Raw genomic sequence first — 14,258 nt, forward strand, 5'->3', positions numbered from 1 at the left:
GAGCGAGCTTGCTCGCGATGGCGGTGTATCAGGCGACATCAATAGTGAATGTGCCGACGCCATCGCGAGCAAGCTCGCTCCCACAGGTTGTTCACCGTTTTACCGCTTACTCCCGCGACTCGACCCCCAACTCATCCCACACCGATTCGGCCAGGTGGAAGGTCGCATTGGCCGCCGGAATGCCGCAGTAGATGGCGCTCTGCATGATCACTTCCTTGATCTCGCCACGGCTCACGCCGTTATTGGCGGCGGCGCGCAGGTGCAGTTTGAGTTCGCCCTCGCGGTTCATGCCGATCAGCATGGCGATGGTGATCAGGCTGCGGGTATGGCGCGGCAGGCCCGGGCGGGTCCAGATGTCGCCCCAGGCGTGGCGGGTGATCATCTCCTGAAACTCCGAGTTGAACTCGGTCAGGGTCGTCAGGCTGCGGTCGACATGCGCGTCTCCAAGGACCGCGCGACGGACCTTCAGGCCCTCGTCATAACGTTGTTTTTCGTCCACGAAAATCCCCTCAATCAGCCGACAGAAACGCCAGCACGCGCTCGCTGAACGCATCGCCTGCCTGGACATTGGACAAGTGCGCGGCGTAGAACTCGGCGTACTCGGCCCCGCGCACATGCTCCTGAATGAAATGCCCACCGGATGGTGGCGTCACCGCGTCTTCGGTCCCGGCAATCACCAGCAACGGTGCCTTGATCGAGGACAACCGATCGCGGAAATCGGCATCACGCACCGCCGCGCAATTGGCCGCATAGCCTTCGGGCGAAGTGGCCGCGAGCATGTCGGTAATCTGCTTGGCCGCCGCCGGGTTGGCGGCGGAGAAGTCCGGGGTGAACCAGCGGGCAATCGAGGCATCGCGCAAGGCAACCATGGCCGCCTGACCATCACGCAGGACCATTTCGATACGCGGGTTCCACACTGACGGATCGCCGATTTTCGCCGCGGTATTGCACACGATCAGCTTGTTCAGGCGCTCGCCGGCATTGATCCCCAGCCACTGGCCAATCAGCCCGCCCATGGACAAACCACAGAAATGTGCGCGCTCGATGTGCAAGGCATCCAGCAAGGCGAGCACGTCGTGGCCCAGTTGCTCGATGCTGTAAGGCCCCGGTGTCACCAATGACTGGCCATGGCCGCGAGTATCAAAACGCAACACGCGAAAATGCTTGGAGAACGCCGGGATTTGCGCGTCCCACATGTGCAGGTCGGTGCCCAAAGAGTTGGACAGCACCAGCACCGGCGCATCGACCGGTCCATCCAGTTGATAATGCAGTTCGCCCTCGGCGAGTTGTACAAAAGCCACAGCAATTCTCCTTCAGGCAGTCAATGCAGAATGTTCGGCCACCGCCCGCTCGACCCAGGTTTGGGCCTGGCCGAGGTAATGGGCAGGGTCCAGCAGATGATCGAGTTCAGCCGCCGACAGTTCGGCGGTCACTTGCGGTTCGTCGCCGAGCACCGCACGCAGGTGACGTTGTTCGGCCACCGCACGTTTGCAGCAGTGTTCGAGCAGATGGTGCACGGTATCACGGCCGACCCGTTGGGCGAGGACGATGCTCACCGCTTCGGCGAGCACCAGGCCCTGGGTGAGATCGAGGTTGTGCGCCATGCGCCCGGCATCCACTTCCAGTCCCTGGGCGATCAGCAACGCTTGCTGCAGGCTGCCCGACACCAGGCAGCAAATCTCCGGCAGGGTTTCCCACTCGGCATGCCACAGGCCGAGACTCCGCTCGTGTTCCTGGGGCATGGCGCTGAACAGTGTCGAGAGCAAACCGGGTACACGCGTCGCCGCACCGATCAGCACCGCCGCACCCACCGGATTGCGTTTGTGCGGCATGGTCGAAGAACCGCCCTTGCCCGGCGCCGAAGGTTCGAACACTTCGGCGGCTTCGGTTTGCATCAGCAGGCTGACGTCGCGACCAAGTTTGCCGAGACTGCCGGCGATCAACCCGAGCACTGCACCGAACTCCACCACACGATCGCGCTGGGTGTGCCACGGTTGCTCGGGCAAGGTCAGTTGCAGCTCTTCGGCCAGCGCCTGGGCAATCGGCATGGCCTGCTCGCCAAGTGCCGCGAGGGTGCCGGACGCACCGCCGAATTGCAGCACCAGCAAACGCGGTTTGAGTTCGGCCAGACGCTGTCGACTGCGCGTCACCGCGCCCAGCCAACCGGCGATTTTCATGCCGAGGGTGACCGGTGTTGCATGTTGCAACCAGGTGCGCCCGGCCAATGGCGTAGCCACATATCGTTCGGCCTGCGTCGCAAGAGTTTGCCCCAATTGCGCCAGATCGTTTTCGATCAGCGCCAGCGCTCGACGCAATTGCAGTACCAGGCCGCTGTCCATCACATCCTGGCTGGTCGCGCCCAGATGCACGTAACGCTCGGCCTCGGCATTCTGCGCAGCGATCTGCTTGCCCAACGCCTTGACCAGCGGAATGGCTGAATTACCCGCCGTGGCAATCGCCTCACCCAACACCGCAAAGTCGTAAAGCCCGGCGCTGCAAGCCGCCTGAATCGGCGCGACAGCACTCGTCGGAATCAACCCGACCCGCGCTTCGGCCCGGGCCAGTGCCGCTTCGAAATCGAGCATGGCCTGGACCCGCCCCTGATCGCAGAACACTTCACGCATATCGCGGGCAGTGAAATAGGCATCGAACAATTGATTGCCCGGTCGCTGGTTCATAATCAGTTCCTGAAGGCGCGGGCTTTTGCGGCCCGCGCGTGAAGATCAAAGATCGTGATGCAGATACTTCGCCTGTTTCGGCAGACGCAGGCTGAACAGGAAGGCTATCGCCATCATCACCGTCACGTACCAGTAGAAGGAGTTTTCCATGCCCACGGCCTTGAGGCTCAAGGCTACGTACTCCGCCGAACCGCCGAAGATCGCATTCGCCACCGCATACGCCAGGCCGACACCCAATGCACGCACTTGCGGCGGGAACATCTCGGCTTTCACCAGGCCGCTGATCGAGGTGTAGAAACTGACGATTGCCAGCGCCAGGGTAATCAGCACGAAGGCAAGGAACGGACTGCTGACACTTTTCAGGCTCAACAGGATCGGCACAGTGAACAGCGTGCCGAGGGCGCCGAACCAGAGCATCGAGTTACGCCGGCCGATCTTGTCGGCAAGCATGCCGAAAACCGGTTGCATGCACATGTAGAGGAACAGCGCGCCGGTCATGATGTAGCTGGCGGTCTTGGCCGGCATGCCGGCGGTGTTCACCAGGTACTTCTGCATGTACGTGGTGAAGGTGTAGAAAATCAGCGAACCACCGGCGGTGTAACCGAGTACGGTGATGAACGCGGCTTTATGGTCGCGAAACAGTGCGCTGATGCTGCCGGCGTCCTTGTTTTCGCGCATTTCCTTGCTGGTGGTCTCTTTCAGCGAACGACGCAGATACAGCGAAACCAGGGCCGCCATGGCACCCACCACGAAGGGAATCCGCCAGCCGTAAGCACGCAGGTCATCTTCGGTGAGGAACTGTTGCAGGATCACCACCAGCGACACCGCGAGCAACTGGCCGCCGATCAGGGTCACGTACTGGAATGAAGCGAAGAAGCCGCGCTGGCCCTTGAGCGCCACTTCGCTCATGTAGGTCGCGGTGGTGCCGTACTCACCGCCCACCGACAAGCCTTGCAGCAAACGGGCGAACAGCAACAGGATAGGCGCCCAGACCCCGATGCTGTTGTAGGTCGGCAGGCAGGCGATAAGCAAGGAGCCGAAGCACATCATCAGAATCGAGATCAACATCGAATTCTTGCGCCCGTGCTTGTCCGCCAACCGACCGAAAATCCAGCCGCCAATCGGCCGCATCAGGAAGCCGGCGGCGAACACGCCTGCGGTGTTGACCAACTGCACGGTGGGGTTGTCGGACGGGAAAAACGCCGGGGCGAAATAGATCGCGCAGAAGGCGTAGACGTAGAAGTCGAACCATTCGACCAGATTGCCGGACGAGGCACCGACGATGGCGAAGATCCGCTTGCTGCGCTCCTCACCGGTGTATAGCGGTTGTGTAGCGGTGGTCGTTGTCATTGTTTTTCACTCAATGGGGACTGTGAGAGTCTAGACATACTTTGTAACAGTCCCGTTCCACACAAAGATCGCAGCCTGCGGCACCTCCTACAAAGGCATGGCATGCAGGCTGCGATCTTTTGATCTGGATCTTAATAATCGAAGAACACCGTCTCCGCATCAGTGCCCTGCAGAATCACATTCCACTGATAAACACCCGACGCATCCTTCCTGGCCAGCAAGGTACCGCGACGCTCGGCCGGCACGCATTCCAGCAACGGATCGTTCACGTTGGCCGCATCACCCTCAAAGTAGATCCGTGTCAGCAGGTGCTTCACCAGTCCCCGGGCAAACACCAGTACCACCAGGTGCGGTGCCTGAGTCGTGCCTTTGAGCCCCTCGACCGTTCCCGGCTTGATGGTGGTGAACCGGAAGCGTCCGTCGGCATCCACCGGCACCCGGCCAAAGCCTTCGAAATTCGGGTCCAGGGGTTTTTCCTGGTCGTCCTCGGGATGGTCATACTTGCCGGCGGCGTTGGCCTGCCAGACTTCCAGCATCGCATCGTTGACGATGTCGCCATTGCCGTCGAGCACTTGCCCGGTGATCGCCACGCGCTCGCCCAGGGTTTGTTCGACGGTCAGGTCTTCGCGGTTCAGCCAGGTCAGGCCGATGTGGTAGTACGGCCCGACGGTGTGGGACGTGGTCGCAGTCAGCGTCATCTTATTTCTCCATCGGCGTGGCGTCGCGGCCGCGCAAAACGATGTCCCAGCGATAACCGAGGGCATAGGACGGGATGGTTTTTTCCAGGTCGAACGAGGCGATCAAGCGCTCTTTGGCGCGGGTATCGGGCACGCAGTTGTAGATCGGGTCGTACGCCAGCAACGGGTCGCCCGGGAAATACATTTGCGTCACCAGGCGCGTCAGGATGCTCGGCCCGAACAGCGAGAAATGGATGTGCGCCGGGCGCCAGGCGTTGTGGTGGTTGCCCCACGGATACGCACCGGGCTTGATGGTCTGGAACTGGTACCAGCCATCGGCGTCGGTCACGGTACGGCCGGTGCCGGTGAAGTTCGGGTCCAGCGGCGCATCGTGCAGGTCACGGGCATGGGCGTAGCGACCGGCGGCGTTGGCCTGCCAGATTTCCACCAGAATCCCCGGCACCGGCAGACCGTTTTCGTCCAGCACGCGGCCGTGGATGATGATGCGCTCACCCTGTGGCTGACCTTCGTGCTGAGCGGTGAGGTCATTGTCCTTCTCGTTGACGCGCTCGGCGCCGACGGTTGGCCCGGTGATTTCCGACAACGAATGGGGCAGAAACACCAACGGCTTGGACGGCGAGCGCAGGTTGGTGGATTGATAGGTCGGGTGCAGGTACTCCGGCTGAGTACCCTCCTGCGGACGACGGTAACCAGGCTTGTCAGTCATTACTCTTTCCTCAGTTCTTGTTAGCCGACAGGGTGTGTCAGACCCGTTCGATTGCCAAAGCCAGGCCCTGGCCGACACCGACGCACATGGTCGCCAGACCTTTCTTGCCACCAGTTTTTTCCAGCTGATGCAACGCCGTCAGCACCAGACGCGCACCGCTCATGCCCAACGGATGGCCCAGGGCAATCGCGCCACCGTTCGGGTTGACCTGGGCGGCATCGTCGGCGATCCCCAGTTCACGCAGCACCGCCAGGCCCTGACTGGCGAAGGCTTCGTTGAGTTCGATCACATCGAAATCGCTGACGGCCACGCCGAGGCGCTCGGTCAGTTTGCGCACCGCCGGTACCGGGCCGATGCCCATCACCCGCGGTGCAACACCGGCGCTGGCCATGCCCAGCACTTTGGCGCGGGCGGTCAGACCGTGTTTCTTCACGGCTTCGGCCGAGGCCAGGATCAACGCGGCGGCACCGTCGTTCACACCCGAGGCATTGCCGGCGGTGACGGTTTTGTCCGGACCGTTGACCGGTTTCAGTCTGGCCAGGGCTTCCAGGGTGGTGTCGGCGCGAGGGTGCTCGTCCTGGCTGACCACGGTTTCACCTTTCTTGTGGGCAATGCGCACTTCGACGATTTCTTCGGCGAAGAACCCGGCAGCTTGCGCGACGGCGGTGCGCTGCTGGCTGCGTAGGGCAAAGGCGTCCTGATCTTCGCGGGAGACTTTGTAATCGTCGGCCACGTTATCACCGGTCTGCGGCATCGCATCCACACCGTATTGGGCTTTCATCAACGGGTTGATGAAGCGCCAGCCGATGGTGGTGTCTTCGAGCTTCATGTTGCGCGAGAACGCCGCGTCGGCCTTGCCCATCACGAACGGTGCGCGGGACATCGACTCGACGCCGCCGGCAATCGCCAGCTCCATCTCGCCGCTGGCGATGGCGCGGAACGCGGTGCCGATGGCATCCATGCCCGAAGCGCAGAGGCGGTTGAGGGTCACGCCGGGAATGGTTTCCGGCAGCCCCGCCAACAGCAGCGCCATGCGCGCGACGTTACGGTTGTCTTCGCCGGCCTGGTTGGCGCAGCCAAGGAACACCTCGTCCACGGCGCTCCAGTCCACCGACGGGTTGCGCTCCATCAAGGCCTTGATCGGCACGGCGGCCAGGTCGTCGGCACGCACCGTCGACAGACCACCGCCGAAACGGCCGATGGGGGTACGAATCGCGTCGCAGATATAAACGTCACGCATCACGCTTCTCCGGGGGCTTGGCCGTGGGCCGCTGCGGTACGGGCTTCGAGATCGCGCAGCGCGGTCAGCTCGACGTCGGTCGGCTCGGCAGTTTGCTCAACGTTGTCGGCAAAACGGATTGCCCAACCGGTGGCGGCGACCACTTGCTCGCGGGTCACGCCCGGGTGCAGTGCAGTGACCACGAACTCATGGGTGCCGGCTTCCGGCTCCATGATGCACAGGTCAGTAATGATGCCGACCGGACCGGCGCCTGGCAGGCCGAGACGCTTGCGCGAATCGCCGCCCTCGCCGTGGCCGACCGAGGTAATGAAGTCGAGTTTGTCGACAAAGGAGCGCGCCGACTGCTTGAGGATAATCAACACGCTCTTGGCGGAACCGGCAATCTCCGGCGCGCCACCGGCGCCTGGCAGACGCACTTTCGGCGCGTGGTAATCGCCGACCACGGTGGTGTTGATGTTGCCGAAACGGTCGACCTGCGCCGCGCCGAGGAAACCGACGTCGATGCGCCCGCCCTGCAGCCAGTAGCGGAAAATCTCACCGGTCGGGACCACGGTGTCGGCGGTTTCCGCCAATTCACCGTCACCGATCGACAGTGGCAATACGCTTGGCTTGGCACCGATCGGACCCGATTCGTAGATCAACACCACATCAGGCGAAGACGTCAGGCGCGCCAGGTTGGCCGCTTTCGACGGCAGGCCAATGCCAACGAAGCACACAGAACCGTTCTTCAGGCGGCGAGCGGCGGCGACGGTCATCATTTCATTGGTGGTGTAAGTCATTACTTCGCCTCCGAAGCGGCGGCCAGTTTGGCCTGGAACTCGCTGAAGTCAGCGCTGCCGTGGATGTATTCGTTGATCCACGCGGTGAAGGTTTCACGGTCGCGGGCAATCGGGTCCCAGGCCTGGTAGAAGCGGTTGTCGCGCTCGTTGTAACCGTGGGCATAGGACGGATGTGCACCGCCAGGGACGTGGCAGACCGCGCTCAAGGCCCAGGTCGGCAGCACGCAAGCGTTCATCGGTGCATTGAGGTCATCGACGATCTCTTCAACGGTGACGATGCAACGCTTGGCGGCCAATGCGGCTTCTTTCTGCACACCGAGAATGCCCCAGAGCAGCACGTTGCCTTTGCGGTCGGCTTTCTGCGCATGGATCACGGTGATGTCCGGGCGCACCGAAGGCACGGCGGCCAGCACTTCGCCGGTGAACGGGCAAGTAACGGACTTGATCAGCGGGTTGACCTTCGGCAAGTCGGAACCGGCATAGGCTCGCAGCACCGCGAACGGCAGGCCGGAAGCGCCGGCGACGTAGGCATTGGCCAGGTCGGCGTGGCTGTGCTCTTCGATTTCCAGCGGGTGCGGCCACTGTTTCTCGACGGCGTCACGCAGGCGATGCAGGGAGCCGACACCCGGGTTGCCGCCCCAGGAGAAAATCAGCTTGCGGGCACAACCGGCACCGATCAACTGGTCGTAGATCAGGTCAGGGGTCATCCGCACCAGGGTCAGGTCTTTCTTGCCCTGGCGAATGATTTCGTGACCCGCAGCCGTCGGGATCAGGTGGGTAAAGCCTTCGAGCGCGACCGTATCGCCGTCGTTCACGAATTGCTTCACCGCGTCGTGCAGCGAAAGAATTTCAGCCATTGGGGCAGGCTCCCGTTTGTTGTTAACCGACAGTGGAAGAAGGCGCCGATGCGCAGCGCCGGAATGACTGAAGGTTAAGCCTGTGCAAAACGCCAAACAATCCGATAATCGACTAACTGTTCGATAATCGAACGAATTGTTGTCTGGCTATCCTTTTGTTCAGCCCCATAAAGATCGCAGCCTTCGGCAGCTCCTACAGGTGCATGAATTCCCCTGTAGGAGCTGCCGCAGGCTGCGATCTTTTCTGGCTACCCCCCTATTTCAACGCCGGATCAGGTCGCATCCGCATGACTGACCAACCCCTTGATCACCACGGCCGCAGTCGCCAGCGCCGCCGGAATCACCAGCGCCGTCAGCACTTGCTCGAAGTTCCAGCCCAGCCCCAGCAGTGTCGCGCCCATCCACGCCCCGAGGATGGCGCCGAAGCGGCCGATCCCGAGCATCCACGACACGCCAGTGGCCCGCCCCTGAGTCGGGTAGAACCGTGCCGCCAGTGACGGCATCGCCGATTGCGCACCGTTGACACACATCCCCGCCACCAGCACCAGCGTCGCCAGTATTGTGATGTTGCCCAGGCTCTGCCCCACCGCGTAGGCAAACACCCCGGCCAGCAGGTAGAAAGTGCCGATGACCTTGTGCGGATTGAACCGGTCCATCGCCCAGCCCACGCCCACCGCACTCAGCACACCACCGAACTGGAACAGCGCGCCGATGAAGGCGGCCTGTTCCATGCTCGCGCCACTGTCACGCATCAGCGTCGGCAGCCAGCTGGTCAGCAGGTAGACGATCACCAGGCCCATGAAGTAGGTCAGCCATAGCAGCAAGGTGCCGACGCTGTAGGTACCGGAGAAGATCACCGCAAACACATTGCGCGCCCTCACGGTCTTCTGTTCCGGCACGCTGAAACTGGACGCCTGGGCCACCACCGTCGGGTCAATCGGCGCCAGTGCCTTGCGCACTTTGTCCGTACCGCGGTTACGCACTACCAGGTAACGCGCCGACTCCGGCAGCCAGAACAGCAAAACGACGGCGAGGATCAGCGGCAGGACTCCGCCGATCAGCAGCAGGCTGTGCCAGCCAAAGGCCGGAATGAGCTTGGCCGAGATAAAGCCGCCGCCGGCCATGCCGAGGTTGAAACCGCAGAACATGCTGGTCACCAGCAGGGACTTCTTGCGCTCCGGGGTGTACTCCGACAGCAGGGTCGTGGCGTTCGGCATGCCGGCGCCCAGGCCCAACCCGGTTAAAAAGCGCAACACCAGCAATTGCTCGACATTGGTGCTGTAGGCCGAAGCCAGGCTGAAGGCACCGAACAACAACACTGCCCCGACCAGTACGACTTTTCGCCCAAAGCGGTCAGCCAATGGCCCGGAGCCCAGTGCACCAAAGACCATGCCGATCAGAGCCGCGCTCATCACCGGACCGAGGCTGGCGCGATCGATTCCCCAATCCTGCGAAAGAGCCGGCGCAATGAACCCCATGGCCGCGGTATCGAGGCCGTCGAGAAAGACAATCAGGAAACACAGGATGACTACCCGCCACTGGTAGCGCGAAATGGGTTGAGCATTGATGAAGGACTGCACGTCAAGGCAGTTTCCTACAGCAGACTGGGGCTGGTTCATTATTTTTATTCCATGGATCACAGTCGAAAAGGGGGCCAGCCGGGGCTGACGCAGACGCGACAGTAATGATCCACAAGAAACAGCGTCAATTCGCCAAACGCAACTCTGTGCGTTTATCGAACAGCTTAGGTGAACAGTTGGGTACTGAGGTCGCGGCTGGCACTCAGCAGGCCAGGCAGGAAGCGTTGTTCCAGCTCGTTACGACTGACTCGCCCGGCGTGGGTGCTGACATTGAGGGCCGCGACCACCTGGCCGGAGGCGTCGTACACCGGGACGGCAATCGAGCGCAGCCCCTGCTCAAGCTCCTGGTCGACGATGCACCAGCCTTGCTGTCGCACCTCTTGCAGGCATTCGAGCAATGCCTCGGGGGTGTGAATCGTGCGACTCGTCTTGGCCTGCAGTTCGGCGTGGTCCAGGTATTCGCCCAGCGACGTGTCATCCAGAGCGGCCAGCAGAATCCGTCCCATCGACGTGCAATAGGCCGGCAGGCGCCCACCCACCGACAGGTCCACCGAAATCAGGCGCTGGGTGGTCGCGGAGCGGGCAATGTACAGAATGTCATCACCTTCCAGCGTGGCCATATTGCAGGCCTCGTGCAGCTGTTCGCTCATGCGGTCCAGATAAGGCTGGGCGGAAACCGCCAGCGGCGTTGATGACACATAGGCATGGCCGAGGGTCAGCACTTTGGGCAGCAACGAGTAGGTGCGGCCGTCGGTGGTGGCGTAGCCGAGTTTGATCAGGGTGTGCAGGCAGCGGCGCACGGCGGCGCGGGGAATTTCCGTGCGGTGGCTGATCTGGGCGATGGTCAGGTGCCGTTTGCGCTCCTGGAACGCCTGCACCACAGCCAGGCCACGGGCCAGGGACGTCATGAAATCCGGGTCGCCGGTCAGTGCCTGGATCCGTTTGGCCGGCGAGGCAACGATGGGCGGAGCCACTGAAGCGAAGGAATTGCGCATTTGATCGTTCATACAAGGTCCTTTTACCCACTCGGATCAGCGACTATTACAAAGGGCTACCGCCTGACGCTCAAGCCCGGCCCGTCAACTCCGGGCGATTATCGAACGCTCGACCGATAATCGCAATCCGCCACATCAATCAACCGGTCCGCTGATGCCCGGATTGTCTCTGAATCACGAACTCGTTTACAGCCGATCGATCCAGCACTTAATGAGGCATTCTAAATACCGTAACTTGTTCGACTTAATGGCGTCAGAAAGGCATCGCAGCAAAGTTCCGCACAACAAAACCGCCCCTGCGAGACCCGTTTTTTAACTCTTTGGAGATAGTGTTCTTCAAATAGGCCGCTATAATACAATTCAGTAGCACTCCGGTTTTTTTACTTGCCGGACCTGCTACCCGGCAATGCGATGTTCCATCTCCGTTGCCCATTGCAAGCGCCAGATCTGCATTGCAGTGCCTTGCCAGCGCGCTTGCTGAAACAGGAAACTGAAGCTACGTCAGCTGTTTATCTCTGGTGCCGTGGCCGCCTGTGACATGGAAGTATTGATCCCGGTTGTTGCCAAAACGATGCCTTGACGGGCATTGCCCATTCGACGGACGTGATCAATCGATTTGATGCAGCGCGTTTTCACCAGAATTTATCCCAACTCAATCAGGTAGCACTGTGACGAAAGACGAACTGCGCGCGGAACTAGAGCGCCAGGAACAACGCTACAAGGAAGTTTACGGCGGAGAAGTCACCACTTACGCCGCTCAACCCGAACCGGAACGCAAACCCTGGCGTAAACGCGCCACCGTTCAGGATCAGGTTTTCCAGCAAGAACTTGAAAAAATGGAAAAGGAACTCAAAGCCGAAGAGCCATGACTGCTTCGGCCTGATCCTTACAAGGACCTGCCTCTGCACCTGTTAAAAGCGGGATGTAGGGAGGTCGCCTTGCGCGCCCGCTACGAGCGGGCAGCGGCCACTGCCCCCCCGGATGAAGGCAGATTTTGATATCTGACGTATTTCTCAGATATTTCTTACAGGCATTCGACCCCATCCTTCAGCGGTGCGAATCCCTTGCTGCGGCGATTTTTTCAAGCAAAATCAATAAGTTAAAAAACACAGCAAAACCCTTGGGCTTTGGGTGCCGCGGCAAAAAAATTCGTTGAAGAATGTTACCGATGAGCAGCTAGTGCATTGATTAGCAGTCTTTTCTGGCATAATCGCGCCCCCTTATGACCGGGTCAGAAAACCTTCATGATCGATTTATTCAGCGGACTGGATGCTTGGGTGCTTGTGAGCCTCTTGCTCGCCCTGGCCTTTGTCCTCGCCTTCGAGTTCATCAACGGCTTTCATGACACCGCTAACGCGGTGGCCACCGTTATCTACACCAAAGCCATGCCGCCTCACCTGGCGGTGTTTTTCTCAGGGGTGTTCAACTTCCTCGGCGTGCTGCTGGGCGGGGTCGGCGTGGCGTATGCCATCGTCCACCTGCTGCCGGTAGAATTGCTGATCAATGTGAACACCGGTCACGGACTGGCCATGGTGTTCTCGTTGCTCGCCGCCGCCATTACCTGGAACCTGGGCACCTGGTACTTCGGTATTCCCGCCTCCAGTTCCCACACGCTGATCGGTTCGATCCTCGGTGTCGGCCTGGCCAACGCCCTGATCAACGATATTCCGTTGGCCGACGGCGTGAACTGGCAAAAGGCGATCGATATCGCCATGTCACTGGTGTTCTCGCCAATGGCAGGTTTCCTGATCGCCGCGCTGATCCTGATCGGCCTTAAATGGTGGCGTCCGCTGTCGAAGATGCACAAGACACCGGAACAGCGCCGCAAGATCGACGACAAGAAGCATCCGCCGTTCTGGAATCGCCTGGTACTGGTGATCTCGGCCATGGCCGTGAGTTTCGTGCACGGTTCCAACGATGGCCAGAAGGGTATCGGCCTGATCATGCTGGTCCTGATCGGTATCGTGCCGGCGCAGTTCGTCCTTGACCTGAACAGCACGACCTATCAGATCGAGCGTACCCGCGACGCCACGCTGCACCTGAGCCAGTTCTACCAGCGCAACTCGGAAACCCTGGGCGAGTTCCTGGCCCTGGGCAAGAGCGTGGAAGGCGATCTGCCGGAGAAATTCCGTTGCAACCCGCAACAGACCGAACCGACCATCAGCGCCCTGCTCGGTACCCTCAAGGGTGTAGCCGACTACCACTCGCTGCCGTCGGAAAGCCGCATCGAAGTACGTCGTTACCTGCTCTGCCTGGACGACACGGCGAAGAAGGTCAGCAAGTTGCCAACCCTCGGCGCCCGTGAAAAGGCTGACTTGGACAAGCTGCGCAAAGACCTGACCACTACCACTGAATATGCCCCGTTCTGGGTGATTCTGGCAGTGGCGCTGGCCCTGGGCCTGGGTACCATGGTTGGCTGGAAACGCGTGGTACTGACCATTGGCGAGAAGATCGGCAAGCAAGGCATGACTTACTCTCAAGGTATGTCGGCGCAAATCACCACCGCCAGCCTGATCGGCATGGCGAACATCTTCAGCCTGCCGGTTTCCACCACCCACGTGCTGTCCTCGGGCGTGGCGGGCACCATGGTCGCCAATAAAAGCGGCCTGCAAGGCGGCACCGTCAGAACCATCCTGCTGGCCTGGGTATTGACCCTGCCAGCCACCGTGGCCCTGTCGGCCGGGTTGTTCTGGCTCGCTTCGAAGGCGCTTGGCAGCTGACAGGCAGCCAAACGAAAAAGGCGCGCTCCGCAAGGAACGCGCCTTTTTTATTACCGCCACCCCTGTAGGAGCTGCCGCAGGCTGCGATCTTTTGATTGTGTTTTTTAGAAGCAAGATCAAAAGATCGCAGCCTGCGGCAGCTCCTACAGGGACGTACAAATCTGCAGGCAAAAAAAAGGGCAACCGAAGTTGCCCAAAATGCCTTGCGTGCTCATTACATCCAGAAAGAACTACGGTTATTTCCGCTTGTGCGAATCCTTCCAGATAAAAAGTCCGAACCCTGCAAAAAACACAAACATGAGGCTGACAGTCAGCACTCCGGCGATCACCACGTTGTCGAAAAACATGACGCGTCTCCTGCACTTGCCCTGTTGCGATAGGGTTAAGTTAACCAAACGGGCAGGAGAGAATATTGACCGGGATCAATGTCGCCCAAGACTGGGCAGGAGGAAGGGGAAAGTTTGACCCGCATCAATGAATGCGGGGGGAGGGTCAGCGTTTTTTCGGTTTGTTTTTCGGCTTTTTCTTCACCTTGCCCAACGGCATGGCTTGTTCGAACGCCTGGCGAACTTCATTGAGCCGTTTGTCATTGAGGTCATGAACACGCTTGGCGCGTTCCGCGTTGAGGTCAATCAGTTTGTCGTCTTGGCTCATG

The 14,258-nt window shown here is 60.5% G+C and carries 15 protein-coding genes; 2 read left to right on the plus strand and 13 right to left on the minus strand.

From position 1 onward, the window contains the following. Window positions 1–106: 106 nt before the first annotated feature. The 11 genes from pcaC to pcaR all read right to left on the minus strand — a co-directional run bounded on the left by pcaC (window position 107) and on the right by pcaR (window position 10,895). Window positions 107–499, minus strand: coding sequence for a 4-carboxymuconolactone decarboxylase (pcaC, locus tag AC3WJW_RS02590; RefSeq protein WP_104450601.1), 393 nt, complete (start codon window positions 497–499; stop codon window positions 107–109). 10 nt (window positions 500–509) lie between these two features. Continuing rightward, complete coding sequence (gene pcaD / locus AC3WJW_RS02595) at window positions 510–1,301, minus strand: 3-oxoadipate enol-lactonase (RefSeq protein WP_493725016.1); 792 nt, start codon at window positions 1,299–1,301, stop codon at window positions 510–512. Window positions 1,302–1,313: 12 nt separating this feature from the next. Further along, window positions 1,314–2,678, minus strand: a complete 1,365-nt coding sequence (locus AC3WJW_RS02600; RefSeq protein WP_493725017.1) for a 3-carboxy-cis,cis-muconate cycloisomerase — start codon at window positions 2,676–2,678, stop codon at window positions 1,314–1,316. A gap of 45 nt (window positions 2,679–2,723) precedes the next feature. Then, the gene (locus tag AC3WJW_RS02605; protein WP_493725018.1) at window positions 2,724–4,028 is read right to left on the minus strand and encodes an MFS family transporter; all 1,305 of its coding nucleotides are present in this window, start codon (window positions 4,026–4,028) and stop codon (window positions 2,724–2,726) included. Between the two features lie 131 nt (window positions 4,029–4,159). Next, window positions 4,160–4,726, minus strand: coding sequence for a protocatechuate 3,4-dioxygenase subunit alpha (gene pcaG, locus AC3WJW_RS02610; protein ID WP_493725019.1), 567 nt, complete (start codon window positions 4,724–4,726; stop codon window positions 4,160–4,162). Window position 4,727: 1 nt separating this feature from the next. Further along, window positions 4,728–5,432 (minus strand): protocatechuate 3,4-dioxygenase subunit beta, encoded by a 705-nt coding sequence (pcaH, locus tag AC3WJW_RS02615; protein ID WP_007976686.1) that lies wholly within the window; start codon window positions 5,430–5,432, stop codon window positions 4,728–4,730. Between the two features lie 37 nt (window positions 5,433–5,469). Further along, on the minus strand, window positions 5,470–6,675 hold the full coding sequence (gene pcaF, locus AC3WJW_RS02620; protein WP_493725020.1) for a 3-oxoadipyl-CoA thiolase: 1,206 nt from the start codon (window positions 6,673–6,675) through the stop codon (window positions 5,470–5,472). Continuing rightward, window positions 6,672–7,451, minus strand: coding sequence for a CoA-transferase subunit beta (locus tag AC3WJW_RS02625; protein ID WP_015093847.1), 780 nt, complete (start codon window positions 7,449–7,451; stop codon window positions 6,672–6,674). Before AC3WJW_RS02625 ends, pcaF begins: the two co-directional genes overlap by 4 nt. Then, entirely contained in the window at window positions 7,451–8,308 is an 858-nt protein-coding gene (locus tag AC3WJW_RS02630) for a CoA transferase subunit A (protein ID WP_493725021.1), read from the minus strand. The genes AC3WJW_RS02625 and AC3WJW_RS02630 overlap by 1 nt, the downstream gene beginning before the upstream one ends. Window positions 8,309–8,580: 272 nt before the next feature. Beyond that, the gene (gene pcaK, locus AC3WJW_RS02635; RefSeq protein ID WP_493725022.1) at window positions 8,581–9,927 is read right to left on the minus strand and encodes a 4-hydroxybenzoate transporter PcaK; all 1,347 of its coding nucleotides are present in this window, start codon (window positions 9,925–9,927) and stop codon (window positions 8,581–8,583) included. A 125-nt stretch (window positions 9,928–10,052) separates the two neighbouring features. Then, window positions 10,053–10,895: a pca regulon transcriptional regulator PcaR gene (gene pcaR / locus AC3WJW_RS02640; RefSeq protein ID WP_007986334.1), complete on the minus strand. Its 843-nt coding sequence runs from the start codon at window positions 10,893–10,895 to the stop codon at window positions 10,053–10,055. Window positions 10,896–11,551: 656 nt separating this feature from the next. Between pcaR and AC3WJW_RS02645 the strand changes: the two genes are divergently transcribed. Together AC3WJW_RS02645 and AC3WJW_RS02650 are read left to right on the plus strand one after the other, a co-directional pair. Then, on the plus strand, window positions 11,552–11,752 hold the full coding sequence (locus AC3WJW_RS02645; protein ID WP_007976673.1) for a hypothetical protein: 201 nt from the start codon (window positions 11,552–11,554) through the stop codon (window positions 11,750–11,752). 375 nt (window positions 11,753–12,127) lie between these two features. Continuing rightward, window positions 12,128–13,603, plus strand: a complete 1,476-nt coding sequence (locus AC3WJW_RS02650; RefSeq protein ID WP_493725023.1) for an inorganic phosphate transporter — start codon at window positions 12,128–12,130, stop codon at window positions 13,601–13,603. A 236-nt stretch (window positions 13,604–13,839) separates the two neighbouring features. Here the strand turns inward: AC3WJW_RS02650 and ccoM are convergent, their stop codons facing one another. After that, entirely contained in the window at window positions 13,840–13,950 is a 111-nt protein-coding gene (gene ccoM, locus AC3WJW_RS02655; RefSeq protein ID WP_007976669.1) for a cytochrome c oxidase subunit CcoM, read from the minus strand. Window positions 13,951–14,095: 145 nt separating this feature from the next. After that, the gene (locus tag AC3WJW_RS02660) at window positions 14,096–14,257 is read right to left on the minus strand and encodes a hypothetical protein (RefSeq protein WP_086776977.1); all 162 of its coding nucleotides are present in this window, start codon (window positions 14,255–14,257) and stop codon (window positions 14,096–14,098) included. Window position 14,258 lies beyond the last annotated feature (1 nt).

The organism is Pseudomonas sp. GW821-FHT07G06 (assembly GCF_058986625.1).